The 23,252-nt window shown below is 68.6% G+C and carries 17 protein-coding genes; 10 read left to right on the top strand and 7 right to left on the bottom strand.

Annotated elements, in window-relative coordinates:
• Positions 1–89: 89 nt before the first annotated feature.
• Positions 90–2,384: a tetratricopeptide repeat protein gene (locus EDC25_RS06060; protein WP_164484025.1), complete on the bottom strand. Its 2,295-nt coding sequence runs from the start codon at positions 2,382–2,384 to the stop codon at positions 90–92.
• 456 nt (positions 2,385–2,840) lie between these two features.
• On the opposite strand from EDC25_RS06060, the gene EDC25_RS06055 reads away from it, so the two are divergent.
• Positions 2,841–3,602, top strand: a complete 762-nt coding sequence (locus EDC25_RS06055) for a c-type cytochrome (protein ID WP_165910881.1) — start codon at positions 2,841–2,843, stop codon at positions 3,600–3,602.
• The gene (locus EDC25_RS06050) at positions 3,599–4,906 is read left to right on the top strand and encodes a c-type cytochrome (protein WP_123521971.1); all 1,308 of its coding nucleotides are present in this window, start codon (positions 3,599–3,601) and stop codon (positions 4,904–4,906) included. Before EDC25_RS06055 ends, EDC25_RS06050 begins: the two co-directional genes overlap by 4 nt.
• A gap of 80 nt (positions 4,907–4,986) precedes the next feature.
• Here the strand turns inward: EDC25_RS06050 and EDC25_RS06045 are convergent, their stop codons facing one another.
• The 4 genes from EDC25_RS06045 to EDC25_RS06030 all read right to left on the bottom strand — a co-directional run bounded on the left by EDC25_RS06045 (position 4,987) and on the right by EDC25_RS06030 (position 10,829).
• Complete coding sequence (locus EDC25_RS06045) at positions 4,987–5,475, bottom strand: hypothetical protein (RefSeq protein WP_132577309.1); 489 nt, start codon at positions 5,473–5,475, stop codon at positions 4,987–4,989.
• Between the two features lie 34 nt (positions 5,476–5,509).
• A complete protein-coding gene (locus EDC25_RS06040) occupies positions 5,510–6,910 on the bottom strand; it encodes a hypothetical protein (protein ID WP_132577308.1) in 1,401 nt (466 codons plus the stop codon).
• 90 nt (positions 6,911–7,000) lie between these two features.
• Positions 7,001–8,155, bottom strand: a complete 1,155-nt coding sequence (locus EDC25_RS06035; RefSeq protein WP_123521975.1) for a beta propeller repeat protein — start codon at positions 8,153–8,155, stop codon at positions 7,001–7,003.
• 64 nt (positions 8,156–8,219) lie between these two features.
• Complete coding sequence (locus EDC25_RS06030; protein ID WP_132577307.1) at positions 8,220–10,829, bottom strand: hypothetical protein; 2,610 nt, start codon at positions 10,827–10,829, stop codon at positions 8,220–8,222.
• On the opposite strand from EDC25_RS06030, the gene EDC25_RS14675 reads away from it, so the two are divergent.
• Positions 10,822–10,965, top strand: a complete 144-nt coding sequence (locus tag EDC25_RS14675; RefSeq protein ID WP_164484027.1) for a hypothetical protein — start codon at positions 10,822–10,824, stop codon at positions 10,963–10,965. The genes EDC25_RS06030 and EDC25_RS14675 overlap by 8 nt on opposite strands.
• A 191-nt stretch (positions 10,966–11,156) precedes the next feature.
• Here the strand turns inward: EDC25_RS14675 and EDC25_RS06025 are convergent, their stop codons facing one another.
• Entirely contained in the window at positions 11,157–14,126 is a 2,970-nt protein-coding gene (locus EDC25_RS06025; protein WP_164484028.1) for a tetratricopeptide repeat protein, read from the bottom strand.
• Positions 14,127–14,277: 151 nt separating this feature from the next.
• The gene (locus tag EDC25_RS06020; RefSeq protein ID WP_123521979.1) at positions 14,278–15,144 is read right to left on the bottom strand and encodes a YihY/virulence factor BrkB family protein; all 867 of its coding nucleotides are present in this window, start codon (positions 15,142–15,144) and stop codon (positions 14,278–14,280) included.
• Positions 15,145–15,460: 316 nt separating this feature from the next.
• On the opposite strand from EDC25_RS06020, the gene EDC25_RS06015 reads away from it, so the two are divergent.
• The 7 genes from EDC25_RS06015 to argH are packed head-to-tail and all read left to right on the top strand — an operon-like array spanning position 15,461 to position 23,040.
• On the top strand, positions 15,461–16,480 hold the full coding sequence (locus tag EDC25_RS06015) for an N-acetylornithine carbamoyltransferase (RefSeq protein ID WP_123521980.1): 1,020 nt from the start codon (positions 15,461–15,463) through the stop codon (positions 16,478–16,480).
• Positions 16,481–16,536: 56 nt separating this feature from the next.
• On the top strand, positions 16,537–17,769 hold the full coding sequence (locus EDC25_RS06010) for an argininosuccinate synthase (RefSeq protein WP_123521981.1): 1,233 nt from the start codon (positions 16,537–16,539) through the stop codon (positions 17,767–17,769).
• The gene (locus tag EDC25_RS06005; protein ID WP_123521982.1) at positions 17,762–18,847 is read left to right on the top strand and encodes an acetylornithine deacetylase; all 1,086 of its coding nucleotides are present in this window, start codon (positions 17,762–17,764) and stop codon (positions 18,845–18,847) included. The genes EDC25_RS06010 and EDC25_RS06005 overlap by 8 nt, the downstream gene beginning before the upstream one ends.
• The gene (locus tag EDC25_RS06000; RefSeq protein WP_123521983.1) at positions 18,844–20,166 is read left to right on the top strand and encodes an acetylglutamate kinase; all 1,323 of its coding nucleotides are present in this window, start codon (positions 18,844–18,846) and stop codon (positions 20,164–20,166) included. The genes EDC25_RS06005 and EDC25_RS06000 overlap by 4 nt, the downstream gene beginning before the upstream one ends.
• Before the next feature lie 5 nt (positions 20,167–20,171).
• On the top strand, positions 20,172–20,792 hold the full coding sequence (locus EDC25_RS05995; RefSeq protein ID WP_123522039.1) for a GNAT family N-acetyltransferase: 621 nt from the start codon (positions 20,172–20,174) through the stop codon (positions 20,790–20,792).
• Positions 20,789–21,745 carry an N-acetyl-gamma-glutamyl-phosphate reductase gene (gene argC, locus EDC25_RS05990; protein WP_123521984.1) on the top strand — a complete coding sequence of 319 codons (957 nt, stop codon included), beginning with the start codon at positions 20,789–20,791 and terminating at the stop codon, positions 21,743–21,745. Before EDC25_RS05995 ends, argC begins: the two co-directional genes overlap by 4 nt.
• Positions 21,742–23,040 carry an argininosuccinate lyase gene (gene argH / locus EDC25_RS05985; protein ID WP_123521985.1) on the top strand — a complete coding sequence of 433 codons (1,299 nt, stop codon included), beginning with the start codon at positions 21,742–21,744 and terminating at the stop codon, positions 23,038–23,040. Before argC ends, argH begins: the two co-directional genes overlap by 4 nt.
• Positions 23,041–23,252: the final 212 nt, after the last annotated feature.

The following is a 23,252-nucleotide window of genomic DNA, read 5'->3' as shown; positions in this document are numbered from 1 at the left end:
GCGCGTGGACGCATCGATGCCCGCGGCTGTCCTGAGGGAAGTGGAAAGTCCCAGGCATGCTGCCGCATGGACGTTGCGGCGAAGTCGGCTCAGTCCGTCCTGCCCGTACCGGTTTCCACAGCCCGCAGCGCCTGCGCCAGCTCCCGTGTCCGGTAATAGCCCGGCGACCAGGCACGGGCAATGGCCAGCACGCGCCCCGCGGTGGCGACGTCGCCGGTTTCCAGGGCGAGATGCCCGGCGAGGATCGCGGCCTCCGCTTCGATGTCCCATGCCCCGCTGGCGCGGGCGTGCCGGATGGTTTCCAGCAACGCCGACAGGGCCCCGGTGCGTTCTCCGCGAGCTGCAAGCCACTGCGCATTGACAACCTCGTGGCCAAGGGCGACGCCGGATATCCCCGCAGCATCGAGATCGTCGGCGACCCGCCGTAGCAGGCCGTAGGCGGCGTCGGGCCGCCCAAGAGCCAGGTGCATCTGCGCCAGCTCCAGACGCGCCAGTTGTGCGTCCTGGCGCTCGCCGACCGCCTCAAGGTCGCGCACCACGCCTTCATGCCCGGCTACCGTGGCCGCGGTCACCGAGCCACTGCGCAGGGACAGCCGTCCCTGCAGTTGCCGGACCCAGACCAGGCCGAGCGCGTCGTCATTGCTTTCCGCGACCGCCCGCGCCTGCTCCAGCCATGTGGCGGCATCCTCGTACTTCTCCAGGCGCATCGCGATTTCAGCCAGCTCCTCGCAGTTGTCGAAGACGTCGTGCCGAACGTCGTGCGCGATCGCGGTGTCCAGGGCCATGCGCACCAGTTCCTCGGCCTCTTCGAACCGGCCACTTCGCCGCAATACCCTGCCGAGCCCGTAACGGGAAGCCGCCACGAGGGTGGGGAAACCGGACCGTTCACGGATTCCAAGCGCCTCCTCGTGATACTGCTGCGCCTCGGCCAGACGCCCCATGTCTTCGGCCAGGTAACCCAGGTTGGTCAGCGCCATCGCCAGGAAGTAGGGACTGTCGAGTTGCCGCAGCAGCGATTCCGCCGCGCGCGCATGCTCCCAGGCCACATCGAACCGCAACAGGGACTGTTCGACCATGGCCAGGCTGTTGAGAACGCGTGCGCGCAGCAGCCTGTCGATGCCGGGGTCATCCAGTGCGTCGCGCAGGAGCCCTTCCGCCTGCTCCATCTCGCCCACGAACCAGAGCAGCTTCCCGACCTCGAAGCGGAGCGTCGCGCGGGCCAGCGACGCGTCAGCCGGAAGGCCGTCCATCACTTCGCGAAGGCGCTGGATGGAACCCTGGACATTCGCCGGATCGAACGCAACCTGAGCCACCGCCACTTTCAACTGCGTCGAACCCGGTGCCCGCGCCAGGGCCGCCTCGAGCAGCTTGACCGCCTGGGCGCGCTCGTTGCGCATCGCGGCCTCCATGCCGCGCGAATAAAGTTCCAGTGCCAGCGGGTCACCGGCATCGATTGCGTCCGACACCATCACCGGAGCGACGCCACGCGCCGAGGCCAGGACCTGTCGCACCAGCTCCCGTGCGATCAGTGTCGCCTCTGCGGTGGTGAATTGGCCCTGGTGGCGGCCACCGTCATCGCGGACCAGAAGCCAGGCGACAGCGAACCTGCCCTCTTTTCTTGCCACCGTCGCGGTCAGACCGAAGCGCGCGCCGACGTATGCGCTGCGGTGGTCGAGATCACCTTCCGGGACGTCCTCCAGTTCCCGCGGGCCAAGCGCTTCGACGCCTTCGGCCAAGGCCAGCAGGTCGCGCGCGGCGGCGGGCAGGCCGTGACGCAACCAGTCGTAATCGACTTCGCCGGTTGCGTTTTCAAACGGGAACACGGCAATCCGCGTCGCTGCCGGAAGCGGTTCAGCGGCGATGGCAGGTGCCTCCCGGACGCCGGGCCCAGGGAATGCCAGCCACAGCCCCCAGGCGCCTGTGAGGAGCAACAGGATGGCAACGACGCGCCAGCCGGACGCAGGCCCGGGGCCAGCGGCCGCGACCGGCAAGCCGGGCGTGGACGCCGCGGCGGGTGGCGGGGCGGCTGCATCGCCTGACGTGACGTCGGCCTCGAACCGGATGCCGCGGCCGTGGACAGTGCGGATATACATCTGGGTGCGGCCATCGTCGCCGAGCGCGGCGCGCGCCTTGCGGACGGCCTGGGCGATCGTCGCGTCCGTGAGATGCCGGTTGCCCCAGACCTCCGCGAGGAGGCGCTCCTTGGAAAGCGTTTCGCCCGGATGGCTGGCCAGGTACAGCAGCAGATCGAAAACGAGACCCTGCACAGGCACGGGGTCGCCGCCATGAAGCAGTTGCCGGGCCCGGACATCGAGCTGGAACGCATCGAAACTGTAGCGGTCGGGACGCGGATGCACTGGCGTGGCGGGCTGGAGAAACGTCACGCAAGTATGCCACCGCACGCGCGATGGTCGGCCGCGGCGCCTTTTCCAACTTCACTGCGAGTACGCTTTTCCCGCAACGGCAGGCGCGGTCTCCGGCATGGCGTGCCTGGCGGGGCCGGAGCCAGGCGTCACGCCTGCGCGCGAATCGTGAACCCGGTCGCCACCGTCCGTCATGCCTGGCTCTCGATGGCCATACCCGTCCGCCGCACGCAAGCCCGGGCGTCGGCGGACTGGACGACTGTCACACTGACCTGCCCTCCGCGGACAGACGGCGCGGGCAACGTCCTGTTTTCCCGATCGTGCCGTCCGCTGCGACCGCATCCCGTTCCAGTCAGGGGGACGGGACGCTAAGCGGCCGAACCGGTTGGAACCGGTACCGACGTTGGGCGCATAATCGCCATCGACATGCCTACCTCCCCATCCTTCCTGCATCGCCTGCCGGTTCTGATCCTTTTGATGCTCGCCGCACCCGCATCTGCGCAGGTGGGCGCGACCGCATCCGGGACTGACGCCATCGAAATCCCCGCGGCCGATGCCCAGCCGGCCGCCGTGCCTGTCCCCGACCTGCGCGAGCAGCTGGCCGCCTGCGCCATCTGCCATGGCGAGCACGGCGAGGGCGCCACGGAAGGCGGTGAATACTTCCCGCACCTGGCCGGCAAACCCGCTGGTTACCTGCTGGCCCAGATGCAGGCCTTCCGCGACGGCCGCCGCCTGTATCCGCGCATGGTGTACCTGATGCAGTACATGGATGACGGCTGGCTGGGCGAGATCGCGCACTGGTACGCCGCGCAGCCGGCGCATACGCAGCGCGTGGAATCCACCGCCCTCGATGCGGCCGCACGCGCGCGCGCCGAAACGCTGGTGTATTCCGGCGACCCCGAGCGCGGACTGCCGGCCTGCGCGGCCTGCCATGGCGATCGCCTCACCGGCGTCGAGCCGGGCATTCCCGCACTGGTCGGGCTGCCCACCGACTACCTGATCGCGCAGCTCGGCGGCTGGATCACCGGCGCGCGCAGCAGCAAGGCGCCCGACTGCATGGCGGACATCGCCCGGCGCATCGATCCGGTCGATATCCGGCTGGTGTCCACCTGGCTGGCGGGACAGTCGGCCGCACCCGGCGAGCGGCCACTGCCGGCCGGCTCCGTGGAGCCGCCCATGCCCTGTGGATCGCTGACCGCCGCGCACGACCCCGCTGTCACGACGGAGGCGTCGCCATGAACCGCCGTGGCATCCGCTGGGGCCGGCTTGCCCTGCTGCTGCCCTTGCTGGCGATCCTGCTGGTGGGCGTGCTGATGTTCCGCGCCCAGGGTGGCTTCGCCCCCTTCAAGGTGCCGGAGGAAGGCAGCCGTCCGGCGGCACTCGACGACGCCCAGGTCGAACACGGCGCCTATCTGGCCCGCATCGGCAACTGCGTGACCTGCCACACCACGCGCGGCGGCACGCCCTACTCGGGCGGCCGCGTTTTCCAGTCCGAGTACGGCAGCATCCATGCCGGCAACCTCACGCCCGATCCGGAGACCGGACTGGGTGACTGGACGCTGGAGGAATTCCGCCACGCCATGCGCCATGGTGTCAGCCGCACCGGTCCACTCTATCCGGTCTTCCCGTTCGCGAATTTCGCGCACCTGACCGATCACGACCTCGACGCGCTGTTCGCCTTCCTGGGCACGCTGCCACCGGTGAAGGCGGCAGCGCCCGAGAACGTCCTCACCTTCCCGGCCAGCTGGCGCCATGGCGCCGTCCTTGCCTGGCGCATGCTGTTCCATCGGCCGCGGACGCAGGCCGACGATCCGTCGAAACCGGCGCAATGGAACCGCGGCCGCTACCTCGTGGACGGACTCGGCCACTGCGACATGTGCCACAGCGGACGCGGCGCCATGCAGTCGCTGCCGGTGGAGCAGTACATGGCCGGCGGCCACATCACCGGGCTGGGCTGGTACGCGCCGCCGCTGGACCGGATCAGCCTGGAACGCTGGGACACGGCCGAACTTGCCGATTACCTGCGCAGCGGCGTGTCGCGGCACGGCTCCGCCTACGGCTCGATGGCCGAGGTCATCTACACCAGTCTGCAATACCTGGACGAAGGTGACGCACTGGCGATCGCCACCTACATCAAGACCATCGAGCCGTCGCTGTCGCGGCGGGCACGCGCGCGCAACCGCGGCGATCTGGTGACGACGGGCCCGGCCTCGGCGAACGGCCTGCTGATCTACCAGAACCATTGCGCGCAATGCCATGGTGACGACGGCCGCGGTCGCGGCCTGGATTATCCGCCGCTGGCCGGCAATCCGCTGGTTGCCAGTGCCAGCGCCGTCAACAGCGTGCGCCTGGTGCTGTTCGGCGGCGCGGCACCGACGACGGAGGGCAACCCGCGACCGTATTCGATGCCGCCGTATGTCGGTCGCCTTGCCGACGACGAGATCGCCGCCGTGGTGTCGTACATCCGCGCCGCCTGGGGCAACGGCGCACCGCCGGTCAGTCTCGACGAGGTGCGGGCACTGCGGCGCATTCCGCTGGACTGAGCGGCGACGGGCGCAGCCGGTGCACACGATCTTTGCCGGGTCGCGTCGGGGTGGCTGACGGTGCGGCGGCGGTGTGGCGCTCAGCGGTGGCGGATGTAGGCGAAACGCTCCACCACTTCGTCGAACACCTCGTCGGATTGCGCCTGGATGAGGAACAGCCAGGTGTCGTTCTGCCAGGCGAACAGGCGGCCTTCGCCACGGCCATGCAACTGCCAGCGGCCGTCGACCCTGCCGTCGATGCGCCGCGCGTAGTCGGCCAGACGTGGCCGCACCTGCTGCTCGACGTAGGCGTCCAGCTCGGCAACCGATCCGGCATGCACGATTTCCAGCTTTGCCTGCATGCCGTAGCGCGCGCGGGCGCCGCGCAACACCGTGCTGTCGGGCGGCCAGGCGCTGATCTGTGCATCCAGGCCGGCGACGCGCGCCGGCATCACTTCGGCATAGGTTTCGCGGCCGCTGGGCGGTGGCAGGTCGGTGATGTAGCCGCCGCGCACCGACAGCGCGGCGATGACCAGGGCGGCGATGAGCGTCGCCACACCGGCCAGTGCAAGTGTCCGGGACCAGGCCATGCTGCGCATCCGTGCCGGCACCATGACCCGGCGCTCAATCGAAACCGTGGGCGAAGATGACATCACCGTCTCCGTAGTACTCCACCGCGCCGACATCGCAATGCGCACCGCCGGCACCCGGACCGCCACCGCGGAGGCGGCCGCGCTGGTCGCGGCTTTGCCCATGGCCGCAGTGGGCGAGCGCCAGCGCGTCGACCAGCGGACTTCCGGCCTTCAGGTCGTGGCCGTGGTCATGCAGCAGCGGCTGGATGTGCGCCCACGGATCGGCGTCGACGAAATCCTCGCCGAAGGCGTCGAGCGTGCAACCACGATCCGGCGCCAGAAGGTTGGCGCCGCCGCTCTCCCAGTACACGCGCGGCATTCCGCCCAGACTCACGCAGTCCTTGTCATTGGCGCCAGCACCATTGCCGTGCAGGATGCTGCGGGCGTAGTGGATGAACACCTGCCCTGCGTCCATGCCGGCATGGGCACCAATGCCTTTTGCCGACGTGCGGGCACGGTTGTCGACCAGCGTCACCTGCTCCAGGCCCAGTGACAGGACGAACCCCTGGCCGACCTGCAGGCCAATGCCGCCGGCGGTGTCGGCGCGATTGCCGCTGAACGTGCTGTTGCGCACCCACACCTGGCTGACGAGTCCATCGGGCACATCACCCGCCTCGGCGCCCAGGTCGCTGATGTGCAGGGCACCACCATTGCCGGCCTGCGGCACATCGACCGGTTGCGTACGGTTGTCGATGAAGGCGCAGCGCTCGATCTCCAGCTCGCCGCCTTCGATCCAGATCGCGCCGCCGCCGCTTCCGTGCTGGCCCGGCAGGGTATCGGTGAAGTTGCCTTCGAACAGACAATCCTCGAAGACGGCATGGGCGCCGATACCACCACTGGCATTGGCAATGAACACGGCGCCGCCGCGGCCGTTGCTGCTGGCCCCGTTGTCGATGAACCGCACATCGCGCGCCAGCAGCGAGCCGCCGCTTTGCGAGATCACCGCGCCACCATCGAAGTAGTACGTCGTCTGCAACCGGGCGTTGCGGAAGGTCAGGCCTTCCAGCGTCAGGCTGGCCGCGCTCATTGTCATGAAGCGGAACGGTGGCGTGGAGGGATGTGCGGAGCGACGCAGCGTGCTGCCGTTGCCCTGGATCGTCATCGGCGTGGAGATATGCGGCAACGCGGTGTTCGATCCCGGTGACAGCGGCTGGGCCAGAACGTAGTCGCCGGGCGAAAGGCGGATGACATCGGCACCACTGCCGGCAACACAGTCGGCATGCACGCGGGAATCGGTCTGCGCGTTTTCCATCGCCTCGATCAGCGAACAATGGCCGTTGGCGGCGATGCCCGTTTCGCCGGCTGCGACAACGATGGTCGCAGCCGATGCGCTGCCCGCCGACAGCGCCAGGCCCAGGATCAGGGGCAGAACGCGGGAACGCGCTGGGTTCATGTCAAGCCTCCGGGCAACAGGCAACGGGCAACAGGCAACGGGCAACAGGCAACGGGCAACAGGCAACAGGCAACAGGCAACAGATGACGATCAGGGGCGCTCGTAATCGTTGCGGAAGATCCAGTCCGGATCCTGACGAATGCCGACGAAACCGCCAGCACCGGCGACGATGATCGTTCCATCCGGCTCGATCACGCACTTGTTGATGCTGGACGGTGCACCCGGCGGCGTGATCACCGTGAAGCTGGCACCGTCGTTGTTGGACAGCAGCACGCGGCCACTTCCGGCGCCCATGGGATGACGCTCGCCGACCACGACGACGCGGTTGCGGGCGATGCACGCGCCGCGCGCCCAGGTGGTGGCGTCGCCGGTGATCGACGACATCGACGATTCCACGTAGCTGCCGGGGAAGTAGTAGTCACCCGTGCCGACGAAAATCTTGCCGACGCTGTTGTCCTGGTCCATGCCAACCGCCACCAGGCGCCGGTTGTTGACGGCGATGCCCCACAGCTCACCACGCCAGCCGGTGCCCGATTGCAGCTCCAGCGTTTCGAACTGGTAGGGATCGGCAGTGGTTCGCGGCGGCAGGAACAGCCGTGGCGGCTCGACATTGCGGCTGCCGGCACCGTAGAAGCGGTCGCCGTAGACGGTCATATCCAGCATCTGCACCGTGCCCAGTTCGCGCACCCAGTTGCTGGCGCTGCTGCCCACCGTGGCATTGGGTCGGTACAGCAGGTTGGTGCTGGTGAGCGCCTCGGCAATGGCGCGACCGTCGCCCAGCTCGCGATAGGTGCCGACGTGGAACTGGCGGCCGGTCTGCGCGACACCGGTGAGCGTGTCGGTCACCGGATGCGGCGAGGATGTCGTCGCCACCCGCCGCACCATCTGCACCACGCCGGGCTTGAAGCCGGCCACGTACAGCGCATTGTCGTGGCCGCGCGAAATCGAGTTGACGCGGAACTCGTGGAAGGCATCGGCCGGCGACACCGGCGCCGCCGCCCAGGTGACGCCGCCATCGAGGCTGCGGAACAGCCCGTAGCCGGTGGCGTTGGTGCCGCAGCCGGCCCACAGCGTGCCATCCGGGTCACGATGCAGGGCATCGGTGCGGTTGCCGCCGTTGCAGCCGTGGTTGTGGGTGGACCAGGTGGCGCCGCGCTCGAACGCCGACGCTTCGGCGGCGAACGCCGGCGTCGCGATGGCGGCAGCGAATGCCAGTGTGGTGAATGCAACGATGTTGGCTTTCATGTGTGATGTCATTCCACAGGTGGGAAGTCCGGCGCGGCGTGTTGCCGCGCCGGCTTGGGCTGGATCAGTCGAAGCCGTTGGCGAAAATGATGTCGGAGGCAGGGCCGCCGTCGAAGCGCCAGGCCGGCGAATACTGCACATGCGTGCCGGCACCGCGGGCATCACCGGTGACCGTGGCGGTGCGCAGGTAGTAGACGCCGCTGAGTCCGGTGAAGTCGGCCAGCGAGTACACGCGCTGGTTGCCCAGCGCACCGCCACTCATTTCCGAGGTGCCCGGGAAAGGGATGAAACTGTCGTGATCACAGCAGTCGATCGACACCTGCAGCTGCGGCGGATGCAGGATCTCGGCGGCCGGCCCCTGCCACAGCCACTGCAGGACCGGGACGGTGCCGACGATGCGCAACTCGTGGCGCACCGCCTGCGGCACGGCCAGCCGCGCCAGGTAGTCCCGCGACTGGCCGTCCACGGTTTCGAAGGTGCCGCCGATCAGCACCTTGCCGTCGGGCTGCACGGTCATCGCCCGCACCAGGTTGTCCGCGTTGCCATCGAAATCGGGCATCAGTGCGCCGGTGCTGCTCAAGCGGGCGACCCGGCCGCGCGCCGTGCCGCCGATGCTGGTGAAGGCACCGGCGACGTAGACGCTGCCATCGATGCGCGGCACGATGCTCCATACCGTGTTGTTGGCGCCGCTGCTGAACGTCGCCAGCAGTTCACCGTCGGCATCCAGGGCAGCGATGCGGTTGCGGGTCGAACCGTCCACCTGGGTGAAGGCACCGCCGATGATGAGGTTGCCGTCACGGTCCTGGGCGATTGCACGCACCGCGCCATTGGCGCCGGCGGTGCCGGCGATGACGCTGTCCATGTTGCCGTTGGCCTTGAGGCGGGCGAGGTGGTTGCGTGTCCAGCCGCCTCCCATGGTGGTGAAGTCGCCGCCGATCACCACCCGGCCATCGGCCTGTACGGCGATTGCGCGCACCATGCCGTTGCTGGTCGGCGGCAGGAAGGACGTGTCCAGCGAGCCATCGGGGTGCAGGCGGGCCACGCTTTGCCGGATGACTCCTGCAATCTCGGTGAAATCGCCGCCGATCAGGATGCGGCCGTCCTTTTGCGGCACGATGGCGACCACGTTGCCATCGGCGATCTGCGCATTGAAGCTGACGTCGACACTGCCGTCGGGGTGCAGCATGGCCAGGCGGCGGCGGGTGACGCCGCTGACGGAGTTGAATGCTCCGCCGACCAGGATGCGCCGGTCCGGCATGACCGCGATGGCATACACGGAGATGCCAAAGCCGGGGGTGAATCCGCTGTCGACCGCGCCGTTGCCGGGATGCAGGCGGACGATGCGGTGGCGCTCGTGGCCGTTGAACTCGGTGAACACGCCACCGGCGAGGATCTTGCCGTCATCCTGTACGGCAATGGCCATCACTCCACCATTGGTCGAGCCGGGTGTGATCAGGCTCTGGTCGATGGTGCCGCTGGTGTTGAGCCGCGCCACCCGGGCCCGCGGCAGGCCGCTGACAATGGTGAAACCGCCGGCAAAGGTGGCCGTTCCATCCGTATGCGCCAGCACCGCCCCGACGGGCTGGTCCGGATCGATCTGCGCCGCGTAGGTGGCATCCAGGCTGCCGTCCTCGTTGAGTCGCGCGATGCGGCTGCGCACCGCGCCGAGGGTGAAGTCGCCGGCGATCAGCATCCGGCCATCGGGTTGCAGGCTCACGCCCATGATCCCGCCGTCGAGGGTCGGCGGCACGAAGCTGTCGTCGAGGCTGCCGTCGACGTTCAGACGCGCGATCATCGTCCGGGTCTGGCCGTTGACGACATCGAAGTCACCGGCAATCAGGATCTTGCCGTCCGGCTGGACAGCCAGGGCATTGATGATGTTGCCGAAGGTGGTGCCGCCGGAGACGGTGACGTTGAATCCGGTATCAAGCGCACCGGTGCCCTGGTGCACGCGGCGCAGCCTCGCCACCTCGCCGTCCATGTTGTAGGCGCCGGCAACCAGCAGGCCGTGGGTGGCGCCGGTCTGGTCGCGGTGCAGGCGAATGGCGCTGACCAGGCCGCCGGAGATCAGCGGCGGGTTGAAGGTGGTCAGCACGTTGCCATTGGCCTGGATGGCGGCCAGGCGTGGCCGCGGTATGCCGCCGACATTGGAAAACAGGCCACCCAGATAGATGATGCCGGCGCTGCCGTCCGGCGACATGGTGGAGTCGAAGCTGCGCACCTGGCCGTCGACGCTGACATTGAAGGCCGTGTCCAGGGTGCCGTTGACGTTCAGCCGGGCCAGGTTGGAACGCGGCTGGCCATTGACCTGCTGGAACTGGCCACCGATCAGGACCTTGCCTTGCCCCGGCACGGTGCTGGGCTGCTGGTGCAGGGCCCAGATGGTGGGCACCGTGCCACTGCTGATATCCGGCGCGAAGCCGCTGTCCAGCGTGCCATCGGGAAGCACCCTGACCAGCCGGTTGTGGGTGGCGCCTTCGGCGCTGGTGAAGTTGCCGCCGACCAGCAGCAGGCCATTGCCCTGCTCGTGCAGGACGCGGACCAGGCCGTTGTCGATTTCCGGCGCGAAACCGTCGTCGACGCTCTGCGCCGCCAGCAGCGGGCACCACAGCAGCCAGGCCAGCCAGGCCAGCCGGCCGCGGGCGGATTTCCGGGAACTGCGCTTCGTGTTCATCGTCGCCTCCTCGTTGCGGTCGCCGCGCCGCGTGCTTGCGATCGGCGTCGTGGCCAAGGTGCGCCGGGAGGTCGGTGAAGACTTGCGCAATGCCTGCCGGAGTTCTTCGAAAATCCTTCGATTCGCCGGCGAATGACAATCAAGTCATTGATTTGTCTGGACGTCTTTGCTTTTTGTAGGTCCGTAGCTTGCTGCGCACGCTCTTGGTTGGGTTTGCGGCAGATTCGACAGCGGCCTTGCGGCCGCAGCGGGCAGCAAGCTACCCGCCTGCAAGGGCGCGGAGACGCCGCATGGCGGCCGCAGCGGAACAATCGCGGACCATGCGAATCAGGGCGCGGCGCGCAGTCCGGACAGGCCCAGCGAGGCGACCTGTGCCAGCGCTGCGGCATCGGCCGGATCGGCATCGAGGCGGCTGCGCAGCGCCAGGACCTGGAAACCTTCGGCTTCGGCCTGGCCGGCCAGCTCCTGCAGCCGCACGCGCCCGGGCGATTCCAGCGGTGCGTCGGCGAGGATGCGCAGGCGGCCCAGCTCGTAGGCCAAAGCGGCATCCGGCCAGGCCGCCAGCAGCGTCTCGGCCTTGTCGAGCAGCGGTGCGGCGCGCTGCGGCCGCTCGGCGGCCAGCAAGGCCCGCGCCTGCACCAGCACCGCCATGAGCTGGCCGTGGACATCGCTGTCGCGGACGAATTGCCGGTACAGGCTCTCGGCACGAGCGCGGATCTGCCCGGCCGGGCGCGCTTCCGCCAGGTCGACCCGCAGCAGGTCCAGGTCACTGTAGGCGACCTTGTCGGCGGCACCCCTGGCGGTTTCGCGCAGGCTGCGTGCCTGGTCGAATGCCGAGCGCGCCGCCTGCGGATCGCCGGCCAGCAAGGCGATGTGGCCGGCGGCGGCATGGATGCGCGCCTGCGTTCCGGCATCGGACGAGGACGCCAGTTGCGCCGCCACGCCGTCGAGTACCGCGCGCGCATCGTCAAGCTGCGCCATCGCCAGCTGCACCCGCGCCAGCGCCGCCGCGGAATGCAGCGCGCGGTCGCCGGCGGCCTCGCGTTGCGCATCCAGCGCCAGCCGGTACAACCCGGCGGCAGCGGCCAGGCGCCCCTGGCGCTCGGCGACCTGCGCCAGGTCGTAGCGCGTGCGCGCCATGTGCTGGCCGGAGTCCAGCTCGATGAAGCGGTCCAGCGCCTGCTGGAACTGCTCGCTGGCCAGCACCAGGTCGCCGCTGCTGACGGCGACGCCACCCAGATTGCTGAGGGTGATCGCCGCGCCCAGCCCGTTGTCCACTTCGTTGAACACGCGCAACGCCTGTTCCCAGGCGTTCACGGCGGCATCGGTGCGGCCATTGCGGAACAGTACGTTGCCCAGGTTGTTGTAGACGCCGGCCTCGTTGTCGATCTGCCCGGCCTTGCGCGCCTCGGCGGCGGCGCGGCGCAGGTAGGCCTCGGCCTTGTCGATCTCCTTGTTCAACGTCGCCTGCACGCCCAGGGTGTTGAAGTAGCGCGCCAGCAGGCCGGCATCTTCGAGCACGGCGATGCGCGGCTCCAGCGCCTCCAGATCGGCCAGCGTCTGGTCACTGTGGCTGCGCAGCGACTTCACCGTGTGCAGCTCGACATGCGCGAGCATCTGCTGCGCTTCGTTGCCGAGGTCGCCGGCCAGGGCGATGGCCTGTTCGATGGCCTGCTCGGCGCCGTCGAAGTCGCCGGTATCGCGCAACAGGTTGCCTTGTTGCAGCAGGCTGCGCACGCGCTGCGCCGGTGTCAGGTTGCCGGCCAGCAGTTGTTGCAGACGCTGGCCGGCGGCCTGCGGATCGTTGCGCCTGCGGTCGACGGCAACGCCGACCAGTTGCGCCTGCGCCGCCAGTTCGTCCAGACCGTAGCGTTCGGCCAGCGCCTGCGCCCGCGCGGTCGCCGCCGCCGCCTCATCGAGCTTGAACTGCATGATCGCCAGCTGCGCCTGCGCCAGATGCCAGCGCGGGTCGCGGCTGCCTTCGCTGGACAGCGTATCCAGGCCGCGCAGCACCGTCTCGGCGGCGCCGGCCTGGCGCGCCTGGATCTGCGCGTCGACCAGGTCGTAGGCGACCTCGACATCGTCGGCCACCATGCGGTGCAGGGCCAGCAACGAGGCGGCGGCATCGGCCGGACGGTTGTTGGCGCGCGCCAGTTCCGCTTCCAGGCGCAGCTGCTCGACGGCGGTCAAGCCGTGGCGACCGCCGAGGATGGCCTCGAACTGCTGCCGCGCCTTGCCGACATGGCCAGCGGCCCGCCAGGCGCGGGCCAGCGCCAGGTGCACACGGGCACCGGCGCCGGCATCGGCGGCCGCGCTTTCCAGCTCGGTCACCGCGGCACCGGAACGACCGTCGGCCAGCGCCGCCAGTCCACGGTAATACGCATCGCGGGCGCCGCGCTCGCGCGGCAGGCCGGCCAGTTGCGCGGCGTCGACGGCGACCAGTTGCAGATGCCGGCGCAGATCATCGGCGACATGCCGGCTCACCGCGCCGAGGTCTTCGTCGCCGGCGCGCCCGCTGTGCGTGACCTGGCTGTCGGCCAGGCGCAGCAGCGACCAGCTCAGCTGCGGCTGGCCGTTTTCCAGTCGCCACAGGCCGGTCAGCGCGTAATCGGCACCGAGCACTTCACGCAACCACGACTGCCAGCGTGCATCGCCCACCGGCGGCACATCGCTGCGGCCGTCACCGCGCAGCAGGCGTACCTGGTCGTCACCGCCCAGCGCCACCGCCAGCAGCTCGCTGCCGGCGCCGGACAGCCATGCCGGCGCCTGTGGATCGGACTGGATCATCAAGGCGATCGACGGCCGCGCGCTGGCGCTCACCGCCGTCGGCGGCGTCGGCGATGGCGCTGGCGTGCGCCATGCCCAGGCCGCCAGCAGTGCCAGCAACAACAGCAGCGCCGCTGCCGCAAGCGGCCAGCGCCAGCGACCACCGTTGTCCACCACAGCAGCGGTTGAGCCACTTGCTGCCGGCGACATCTCGGCTGCTACCGAAGGCACCTCTTCGGCCGGAAGCACCGCCGCCCGTGGCGCGTCGGCCACGCGCTCCACCGGTACCAGGATGCGGTAGCCGCGACGGTGCAGGGTTTCGATCAGGCGTGGTGACTGGGCGCTGTCGCCCAGGGCATGGCGGATCTCGCTGATGGTCTGCGGCAACACATTCGGCGTCAGCGCATCATGGCCCCAGACCTGATCGAGGATCTGGTCGCGACCGACCAGCGCCGGCGCCTGCTCCAGCAGCACCCGCAACAGGTCGAAGGCGCGGCGGCGCAGGGCAACGGATTCACCGTCTGCGGTCAACGTCCCTGTCTGGTCATCCAGTACAAACCGGTCGAAGCGAAACTGCACCCTGCCCCCGTGATTGATCCAGCCACCGGGGAAGCTTACCCCGGAAGTTTCGCAATGGCGCGGATGCGGGCGGTGACGGCGGCGGCAAATGCGTCGCGCCGCGTCACTGGTGCCGGGTCTGGCTGCTGCCGTCGACCGGCAACGCTTCGGCATGCGGACTGCGCGCGATGCGTACGCCGCGCACCTGCGCCAGCACCCGCGTCGCCTCCGCACCCAGCAGCAGGATCAGCGCCGCGTAGTACATCCACACCAGCAGCACCACCACCGCGCCGGCCGGACCGTAGGCGCCTCCGACATTGCTGTGGTCCAGGTACAGGCCGATGCCGAACTTGCCGATGGCGAACAGCAGCGTGGTGATCAGGGCGCCGGTCACCGCCTCGCGCCAGGGAATGATGACATCGGGCAGCACCTTGAACACGCAGGCGAAGACGCCGATGAACACCACCAGCGTCAGCGCCGCCTCGATGCCGCGCCAGGCCAGCGCGTCGCCAGGCACGTACAAGGCGATCAGGCCGCTGATGGCAAACGACAACACCACCAGCAACACCAGCGTCACCAGCAGCGCCGCCGCCTGCGCCCGCGAGCACAGCCAGCCCAGCCAGGCGCGTCGTGGTCTGGCGCGCACGTCCCAGACCCGGTTCAGTGCCGCCTGCAGCTGCGCCAGCGCACCGGAGCCGGCGAACAAGGTGACGAAAATGCTGATGATGCCGGCGACATTGCCGATGTCCGGCCGCGAGCGGGCGTTCTCGATCACCAGCTCGGCGGTGACCGCCGCCTGGTTGCCGACGATGTCGGCCAGGCCGCCGGTGACCTGGTCGCGCATGCCGGGGTCGAACAGGCTGACCAGCCACAGCGACAACACCAGCATCGGCGCGAACGACAGCGCCGAATAGAACGCCAGGGCGGCGGCTCGGGTCATCAGCTCGTGTTCGCTGAAGCCACTGATGATCGGACGCAGGATGGATCGCATGGGCACTCCTTCGGCAAGCGCTTGGTGAGGCTTGCCCCGATCATGGCAAAGCCAGGCTGACGCTGCGGCAACGGCGCTGGCGTCCCGGTTGCGGCCAGGCCGGGCCGGCGCTAGCATGCCCGGCATGTTGTGCACCGCAGCGATCGCGAATGGCCTTTCCGGCGCCCGTCTGGCGTCCGGTATGACCTCGCGCGCGCGTCGACTGGAACCGAACCTGTCCGGCCGGTCCTGAGCGCGTCCGCACGCGTCTGCATGAAAACCCGGCCCCCGTGCCGGGTTTTTTCGTTTCCGCCCTTGCCTCCCCAAACCTACCGCCATGGCCATCCGACACTTCCTCAGCACCCAGGACCTCAGCCGCGACGAACTGGAGCGCCTGCTCGACGCCGCCGACGGCTACCGCAACACGAAGTTCGGCGACGCCCTGCGCGGCAAGTCGGTGGCGCTGCTGTTCCTCAACCCGTCGATGCGCACGCGCACCTCGTTCGAGCTGGGCACCTGGCAGCTCGGCGGCCATGCCGTGGTGCTGCAGCCGGGCAAGGACGCCTGGGGCATCGAGTTCGCACCGAATGCGGTCATGGACGGCGACGCCGAGGAGCACATCGCCGAGGTCGCGCGCGTGCTGTCGCGCTACGTGGACCTGATCGGCCTGCGCGCCTTCCCGAAGTTCGTCGACTGGCAGGAGGACCGCCAGGACAAGGTGCTGAAGTCGTTCGCACGCCACGCGGCCGTGCCGGTCATCAACATGGAGACCATCCTGCATCCCTGCCAGGAACTGGCGCACGCGATGATGTTGCGCGACCGGCTGGGAACGAAGGACTTCCGCGGCCGCAAGTACGTGCTGACCTGGACGTATCACCCCAAGCCGCTGAACACCGCCGTCGCCAACTCGGCGCTGCTGATCGCCACCCGCCTGGGCTTCGATGTCACCTTGCTGTGCCCGACGCCCGAGTATGTGCTTGACGAACAGTTCATGCAGCAGGCGCGCGGCAACGTCGCCGAATCCGGTGGCTCGCTCAGCATCAGCCATGACATCGAATCGGCCTACGGCGGTGCCGACGTCGTCTATGCGAAGAGCTGGGGCGCCCTGCCCTACTTCGGCAACTGGGGCCCGGAAAAGCCGATCCGCGACGCCCACCGCCACTTCATGGTGGACGAGGCGAAGATGGCGCTCACCAACAATGCCGTCTTCAGCCATTGCCTGCCGCTGCGCCGGAACATCAAGGCCACCGACGCGGTGATGGACGCCGACTACTGCGGCGCCATCGACGAGGCCGAGAACCGCCTGCATGTGCAGAAAGCGGTGATGGCCTGGCTGGCCGGCCCAGCGCCGGCCTGAGCCGCGCACGACACATCCATCCTCCGACTCCGATCCAGATCCAGCAGGTTCCCGCCATGTCCACCAGTTCCGCTCCCCCTGCTGCCGACGGCAGCAAAGACATCGTCCTGGCCTTCTCCGGTGGTCTCGACACCAGCTTCTGCATTCCCTGGCTGCAGGAACGCGGCTGGGCCGTGCACACCGTGTTCGCCGACACCGGCGGTGTCGATGACGAGGAACGTGCCTACATCGAAGCGCGTGCCAAGGAACTGGGCGTCGCCAGCCACGTCACCATCGACGGTGGTCCGGCGATCTGGAACGGTTTCGTCAAGCCGTTCGTCTGGGCCGGCGAACCCTACCAGGGCCAGTATCCGCTGCTCGTGTCCGACCGCTACCTGATTGTCGACGCGGCGCTGGAGCGCGCCGCCGAGCTTGGCACGCGCGCCATCGCGCACGGCTGCACCGGCATGGGCAACGACCAGGTCCGTTTCGACCTCGCCGTGAAGTCGCGTGGCGATTACCGCATCGTCGCGCCGATCCGCGAGATCCAGAAGGAGCACACGCAGACGCGCGCCTACGAACAGGCCTATCTGGAAGAGCGCGGCTTCACCGTGCGCAGCAGCCAGAAGCACTACACGATCAACGAGAACCTGCTCGGCGTGACCCTGTCCGGCGGCGAGATCGATGCCTGGGAAGCCCCCGGCGAAGGGGCGCGCGGCTGGTGCGCCGCGCGAGCGCAGTGGCCGACGCAGCCGTTGCGCGCGACGCTGGGCTTCGTGAAGGGCGAAGCGGTGTCGCTCAACGGCGAGAAGATGGCAGGTCATTCGCTGCTGGCAGGACTGAACCGCCTGTTCGCGCCGTATGGCGTCGGTCGCGGCATGTACACCGGCGACACCACCATCGGCCTAAAGGGACGCATCGTCTACGAGGCGCCGGGCCTGACCGCGCTGCTGGCGGCGCATCGCGCGCTCGAGGAAGCCGTGCTCAGCAAGCAGCAGAACCGCTTCAAGCCCGAGGTGGCGCGCAAGTGGGTGGAGCTGGTGTATGAAGGGTTCTACCACGACCCGTTGAAGGCCGACCTGGAAGCCTTCCTGGCCAGCAGCCAGCGCTGCGTCAACGGCGAGGTCACGCTGGAAACCCATGGCGGCAGCGTGTCCGCGGTCGCCGTGCGTTCGCCACACATCCTGGCCAGTGCCGGCGCAACCTATGCCCAGAGCGCCGACTGGGGCGTTGCCGAGGCCGAGGGTTTCATCAAGCTGTTCGGCATGAGCTCGACGCTGTGGGCGCAGGTCAACGGCGACCATGCTTGAGGCCACGCTGCGCCACCTGAAAGCGCTGGTCTCCTTCGACACCCGCAATCCACCGCGGGCGATGGACAGCGGCGGCATCTTCGCCTACCTGCGCGAAGCGCTGTCCGCGCGCGGCTTCAATGTCGACGTGGCCGATCACGGCGCCGGCGCGGTGTCGCTGTACGCCGTTCGCGGCCAACCGCGATACCTGTTCAACGTGCACCTGGACACAGTGCCGGATTCGCCGCACTGGACCGCCAGCCCGTTCGAGCTGCGGCTGACGGCGGACCGGGCGATCGGCCTGGGCGCCTGCGACATCAAGGGCGCCGCGGCGGCGCTGGTCGCGGCAGCGGAAGTCACCGAAGGCGATGCCGCCTTCCTGTTCTCCTCCGACGAGGAGGCCAACGACCCGCGCTGCATCGCCGCCTTCCTGGCGCGCGGCATTCCCTACGAGGCGGTGCTGGTCGCCGAGCCGACGCGATGCGAAGCGGTGCTCGCGCATCGCGGCATCAGCTCGGTGCTGCTGCGCTTCGCCGGTCGCGCCGGCCATGCCTCCGGCACGCAGGCCCCTGCCGACAGCGCCGTGCACCAGGCCATCCGCTGGGGCCAGCGCGCCCTCGACCATGTCGAGGGCTATGCGCACCAGCGCTTCGGCGGGCTCACCGGCCTGCGCTTCAACATCGGCCGCGTCGAAGGCGGCATCAAGGGCAATGTGATCGCACCGGACTGCGAAGTGCGCTTCGGCTTCCGGCCGTTGCCGTCGAACGACATCGACGTGCTGCTGCAGGAATTCGCCTCGCTGGCCGAACCCGCCGCCGCGGCGTTCACCGAGACCTTCCGTGGACCTTCGCTGCCGGCCGGCAACATCGCCACCGCCGAGGAACGCCGCCTCGCCGCCCGCGACGTCGCCGATGCACTCGGCCTGGGCATCGGCAACGCCGTCGACTTCTGGACTGAAGCGTCGCTGTTCTCGCAGGCCGGCTACACCGCGCTGGTCTACGGTCCGGGTGACATCGCCCAGGCCCACAGCGCCGACGAATGGGTCGCCCTGGATCAACTGCAACACTACGCCGAGCGGGTCACCGCCATCCTGTCATGATCAAAGTCCACGATCCGCAAACCCGCCAGACCATCGTGCGCCTGCTCTCCAGCATGGCCAGCGCGAAGGAGATCTCGCAATACCTCAAGCGCTTCTCGCAGCTGGATGCGGCGCGCTTCGCCGTTGTCAAGGTCGGCGGCGCGGTGCTGCGCGACGAGCTGCAGGACCTGACTTCGTCGCTGGCCTTCCTGCAGGATGTCGGCCTGACGCCGATCGTGCTGCATGGCGCCGGGCCGCAGCTCGACGAGGAGTTGTCCAAAGCCGGCATCGCGAAGCAGACCGTCGACGGCCTGCGGGTGACGTCGCCGGAAGCCCTGGCCATCGTGCGTCGCGTCTTCCACGCCCAGAACCTGGCGCTGGTCGAGGCACTGCAGGGCGCCGACGCGCGCGCGACGTCGATCGTTTCCGGCGTCTTCGAGGCGGCGCTGCTCGACCAGGAGCGCCTGGGCCTGGTCGGCCGCGTGACGCGCGTGGACCTGGCGCCGATCCATGCCAGCCTGCGCGCCGGTTCGATTCCGGTGATCGCCAGCCTGGGTGAAACCGCCGGCGGCCAGATCCTCAACATCAATGCCGACTTCGCCGCCAACGAGCTGGTGCAGACGCTGCAGCCGTACAAGATCATTTTCCTGACCGGCACCGGCGGCCTCCTCGACGAGCAGGGCAGGATCATCGATTCGATCAACCTGTCCACCGAGTTCGACCACCTGTGCGCGCAGCCGTGGATCAATGGCGGCATGCGCGTGAAGCTGGAGCAGATCAAGCACCTGCTCGACCACCTTCCGCTTTCTTCCTCGGTGTCGATCACGCGTCCGTCGGAACTGGCGAAGGAACTGTTCACGCACAAGGGTTCCGGCACGCTGGTCCGCCGCGGCGAAAAGGTCATGGTGGCCGACCGCTGGTCGCAGCTGGACCTCGGGCGCCTGCGCGAGCTGATCGAGGACAGCTTCGGCCGCAAGCTGGTTGCCGACTACTTCGAGCGCGCGCCGCTGCTGCGTGCCTATGTCAGCGAGAACTACCGCGCGGCGATCATCCTGTACGACGTTGACGGCCAGACCTACATGGACAAGTTCGCCGTCCTCGAGGATGCGCAGGGCGAAGGCCTGGGCCGCGCCGTGTGGGACGTGATGCGCGCGCAGACGCCGAGCCTGTTCTGGCGCTCGCGGCATGGCAACCCGGCCAACCATTTCTACTACGCGCAGTCCGACGGCTGCTTCAAGCAGGCACACTGGAAGGCGTTCTGGTACGGAATGGACGACTGGGCGTCGGTGCAGCGCTGCGTCGAGCACTGCGGTGTCCGCCAGGCGACGCTGGGGGGATGATCGCCATGTCCGCCGATCCGGCGCAGCAAACCTGGAATGGCGCCGTCGGGCTGAGCGGTCGCCATGTCCGCCTGCAGGCGCTGTCGACCGGGCACCTGCCGTCATTGCGTCGCGCCGTGACAGAGCTGGATGCGTTGCCCTATACGGCCATGCCGACGGCGCAGACCCTGGAGCGCCATGTCGAACGTGCCCTTGAAGCCGCGGCGGCAGGCTCGTCGCTGCCTTTCGTAGTGATCGATACCGACGGCGACGTCATCGGCAGCACGCGGTTCTACGACATCGACCGCAGCATCCCGAAGCTGACGATCGGCTATACCTGGTACCTGCCACGCGTACGCCGCAGCGGCGTCAACAGCGAGTGCAAGCTGCTGCTGCTCGGCCATGCCTTCGAGGTGTTGCGCTGCCAGCGCGTCGCTTTCGAGACCAGTACGCTCAACCTGGCATCGCGCAAGGCGCTGGCGGGGATCGGCGCGCGCGAGGAAGGCATCCTGCGACGGCACAAGCGGCATCCGGATGGCAGCGTGCGCGACACCGTGGTGTTCTCGATCATCGACAGCGAATGGCCCGCCGTGAAACAGCACCTGCAGGCGCGGCTGGCACGACATGAAGGAAGCATCCCGTCATGAGTACAACTCCCCGGCTGCGCGTCGGCCTCGTCGGCGCGCGCGGCCATACCGGCAGCGAACTGGTCCGCCTGCTCGCCAACCATCCGGCCTTCGAGCTGGCCTGGATCTGTTCGCGTGAACTGACCGGACAGCGGCTGGCCGATCACGCCGACGCCTACCGCGGCGACCTGCGCTACATCGCGCCGGATCCCGCCGCCTTGCCGGCGCTCGGCGCCGATGCCGTGATCCTGGCGCTGCCGAACGGCAAGGCCGCCGGTTTCGTCGCGGCCTTCGATGGTGCCGGCACCGATGTGGTCATCATCGACCTGTCGGCCGACTACCGCTTCGATGACCGCTGGTTCTACGGCCTCCCCGAACTGACGCGCGCGCGCTATCGCGGCGAGCGGCGCATCAGCAACCCCGGCTGCTATGCCACCGCGATGCAGCTGGCACTGGCGCCCGTCGTCGCGCTGCTCGACGGCCCGGCACAGTGCTTCGGCGTTTCCGGCTATTCCGGCGCCGGCACGACGCCGTCGGACCGCAACGATGTCGACAAACTGCGTGACAACCTGATGCCGTACGCGCTGGCCGACCATATCCATGAACGCGAGGTCAGCCGCCAGCTGGCGCACGCCGTCGAGTTCATGCCGCATGTGGCGCCGCATTTCCGTGGCATCACCCTGACCGCCAACGTGCACCTGCGCGAGCCACTGGACCGGGACACGCTGGTGCGGCTTTTTCGCCAGCGATACGAGGGCGAGCCGCTGGCGCGCGTCGTCGATGACGCGCCCTGGGTGAGCGCGATCGCCGGCCGCCATCACGCCGAGATCGGTGCCTTCACGATCGCGCCCGGCGGGCGCCGCGCCGTGGTCGTCGCGACGCTGGACAACCTGCTCAAGGGTGCGGCCACGCAGGCCGTGCAGAACCTCAACCTGGCCTTCGGCCGACCGGAATGTGAAGGAATCCCGACATGAGCCAGCCGCTTTGGCAGAAGGACGGCGTGCGCATCGACCCCCGCATCATGCAGTTCCTGGCCGGTGACGACGTCATCCTCGACCGCGAGTTCCTGCCCTTCGACATCGAGGCCAGCCGCGCACACGCGCAGGGCCTGCAGCGCATCGGCCTTCTGACGGCAGACGAGCTGGCCAGCATCGAACGCGAACTTGCGGCGCTGGCGGATGCCTTCGCCGCGGGCGACTTCGTGCTCGACGAACGCTTCGAGGACGGCCATTCGGCCATTGAAACCTGGCTTACCGAAAGGCTCGGCGACACCGGCCGCCGGATCCATACCGGACGCAGCCGCAACGACCAGATCCTGGCGGCGACCCGCCTGTGGCTGAAGGCACGGCTGCGGCAGCTGGCGGACGTCTGCACCGACACCGCGCGCATCGCACTGACGCAGGCCGCGCGCCACGAACAGACCGCCATGCCCGGCTACACCCACCTCCAGCGCGCGGTGGTCAGCACCGTCGGCCACTGGTACGCCGGTTACGCGGAAGCCTTCATCGACAATGCCCGCCGTGCCCGCGACACGCTGGCGTGGATCGACTGCAACCCGCTCGGCACCGCCGCCGGCTATGGCGTCAACCTGCCGCTGGACCGGGAGTACACCACGCAGGCGCTGGGGTTCGCGCGCATGCAGGTCAATCCGGCCTATGCGCAGCTGTCACGCGGCAAGTTCGAAATGGCGGCACTGGAAGCCCTGTCCAGCGCGATGCTGGACCTTCGCCGCCTGGCTTGGGACCTGTCGCTGTTCACGACGTCGGAGTACGCCTTCGTCGCCTTGCCGGCGCAGTACACGACCGGGAGTTCGATCATGCCCAACAAGCGCAACCCGGATGTGGTCGAACTGATGCGCGCCAGCTACGCGGCGGTGGCCGCGTCGCGCAGCGAGATCGAGCAGCTGCTGTCGCTGCCCTCCGGCTACCAGCGCGACCTGCAGCTGGGCAAGGGCGCACTGGTGCACGGATTCGGGCACGGCCTGCGCGCGCTGGCGTTGCTGCCGGCGCTGATCGACCATCTTGACTGGCAGACCGCACGCCTGGACGCCGCCATCGAACCCTCCATGTTCGCCACCGACCTGGCCATCGAGCTGGCGGCAAGGGGCGTACCGTTCCGCGATGCCTATCGGCAGGTCGCCGACGCCGTGGAACAGACTGGCGAGCGCAGCGCTGGATCGAGCATCGAACAGCGGGTGTCGGCGGGTGCCTGTGGCGCCCTCCGCCTGGACATGCTCGCGGCCCGCCTCCAGGGACTTGCCGGCGACTGATGCGTGGGCAGCGACAGGTACCCGACACCTTGCGAATACGCACCGATAATCACGCGTATTCACTGGTTATTTCTTATGAAAAGGCCGTCTGTTTTTCAATAAGTATTGGTAAACTTTACCTGCAGCACAGGTGCTGCAGGCGTCCTTGCCAGCATACTTCCACCGGCGGCGGGCCTGGCCCATCCGGAAAGTGGGAACGATTCCGACAAGTC

The organism is Pseudofulvimonas gallinarii (genome assembly GCF_004343305.1).
Classification (GTDB): Bacteria; Pseudomonadota; Gammaproteobacteria; order Xanthomonadales; family UBA2363; genus Pseudofulvimonas; species Pseudofulvimonas gallinarii.
This window is presented reverse-complemented; position numbering and strand designations above follow the sequence as displayed.

Excerpts from the sequence above, each read along its gene's own strand:
- EDC25_RS06020 (WP_123521979.1), bottom strand. The coding sequence starts at position 15,144 with ATGCGATCCATCCTGCGTCCGATCATCAGTGGCTTCAGCGAACACGAG.
- EDC25_RS06050 (WP_123521971.1), top strand. The coding sequence starts at position 3,599 with ATGAACCGCCGTGGCATCCGCTGGGGCCGGCTTGCCCTGCTGCTGCCC.
- EDC25_RS06045 (WP_132577309.1), bottom strand. The coding sequence starts at position 5,475 with ATGGCCTGGTCCCGGACACTTGCACTGGCCGGTGTGGCGACGCTCATC.
- EDC25_RS06010 (WP_123521981.1), top strand. The coding sequence starts at position 16,537 with ATGTCCACCAGTTCCGCTCCCCCTGCTGCCGACGGCAGCAAAGACATC.
- EDC25_RS06000 (WP_123521983.1), top strand. The coding sequence starts at position 18,844 with ATGATCAAAGTCCACGATCCGCAAACCCGCCAGACCATCGTGCGCCTG.
- EDC25_RS06035 (WP_123521975.1), bottom strand. The coding sequence starts at position 8,155 with ATGAAAGCCAACATCGTTGCATTCACCACACTGGCATTCGCTGCCGCC.
- argC (WP_123521984.1), top strand. The coding sequence starts at position 20,789 with ATGAGTACAACTCCCCGGCTGCGCGTCGGCCTCGTCGGCGCGCGCGGC.
- EDC25_RS05995 (WP_123522039.1), top strand. The coding sequence starts at position 20,172 with ATGTCCGCCGATCCGGCGCAGCAAACCTGGAATGGCGCCGTCGGGCTG.
- EDC25_RS06030 (WP_132577307.1), bottom strand. The coding sequence starts at position 10,829 with ATGAACACGAAGCGCAGTTCCCGGAAATCCGCCCGCGGCCGGCTGGCC.
- argH (WP_123521985.1), top strand. The coding sequence starts at position 21,742 with ATGAGCCAGCCGCTTTGGCAGAAGGACGGCGTGCGCATCGACCCCCGC.
- EDC25_RS06040 (WP_132577308.1), bottom strand. The coding sequence starts at position 6,910 with ATGAACCCAGCGCGTTCCCGCGTTCTGCCCCTGATCCTGGGCCTGGCG.
- EDC25_RS06015 (WP_123521980.1), top strand. The coding sequence starts at position 15,461 with ATGGCCATCCGACACTTCCTCAGCACCCAGGACCTCAGCCGCGACGAA.
- EDC25_RS06005 (WP_123521982.1), top strand. The coding sequence starts at position 17,762 with ATGCTTGAGGCCACGCTGCGCCACCTGAAAGCGCTGGTCTCCTTCGAC.
- EDC25_RS06055 (WP_165910881.1), top strand. The coding sequence starts at position 2,841 with ATGCTCGCCGCACCCGCATCTGCGCAGGTGGGCGCGACCGCATCCGGG.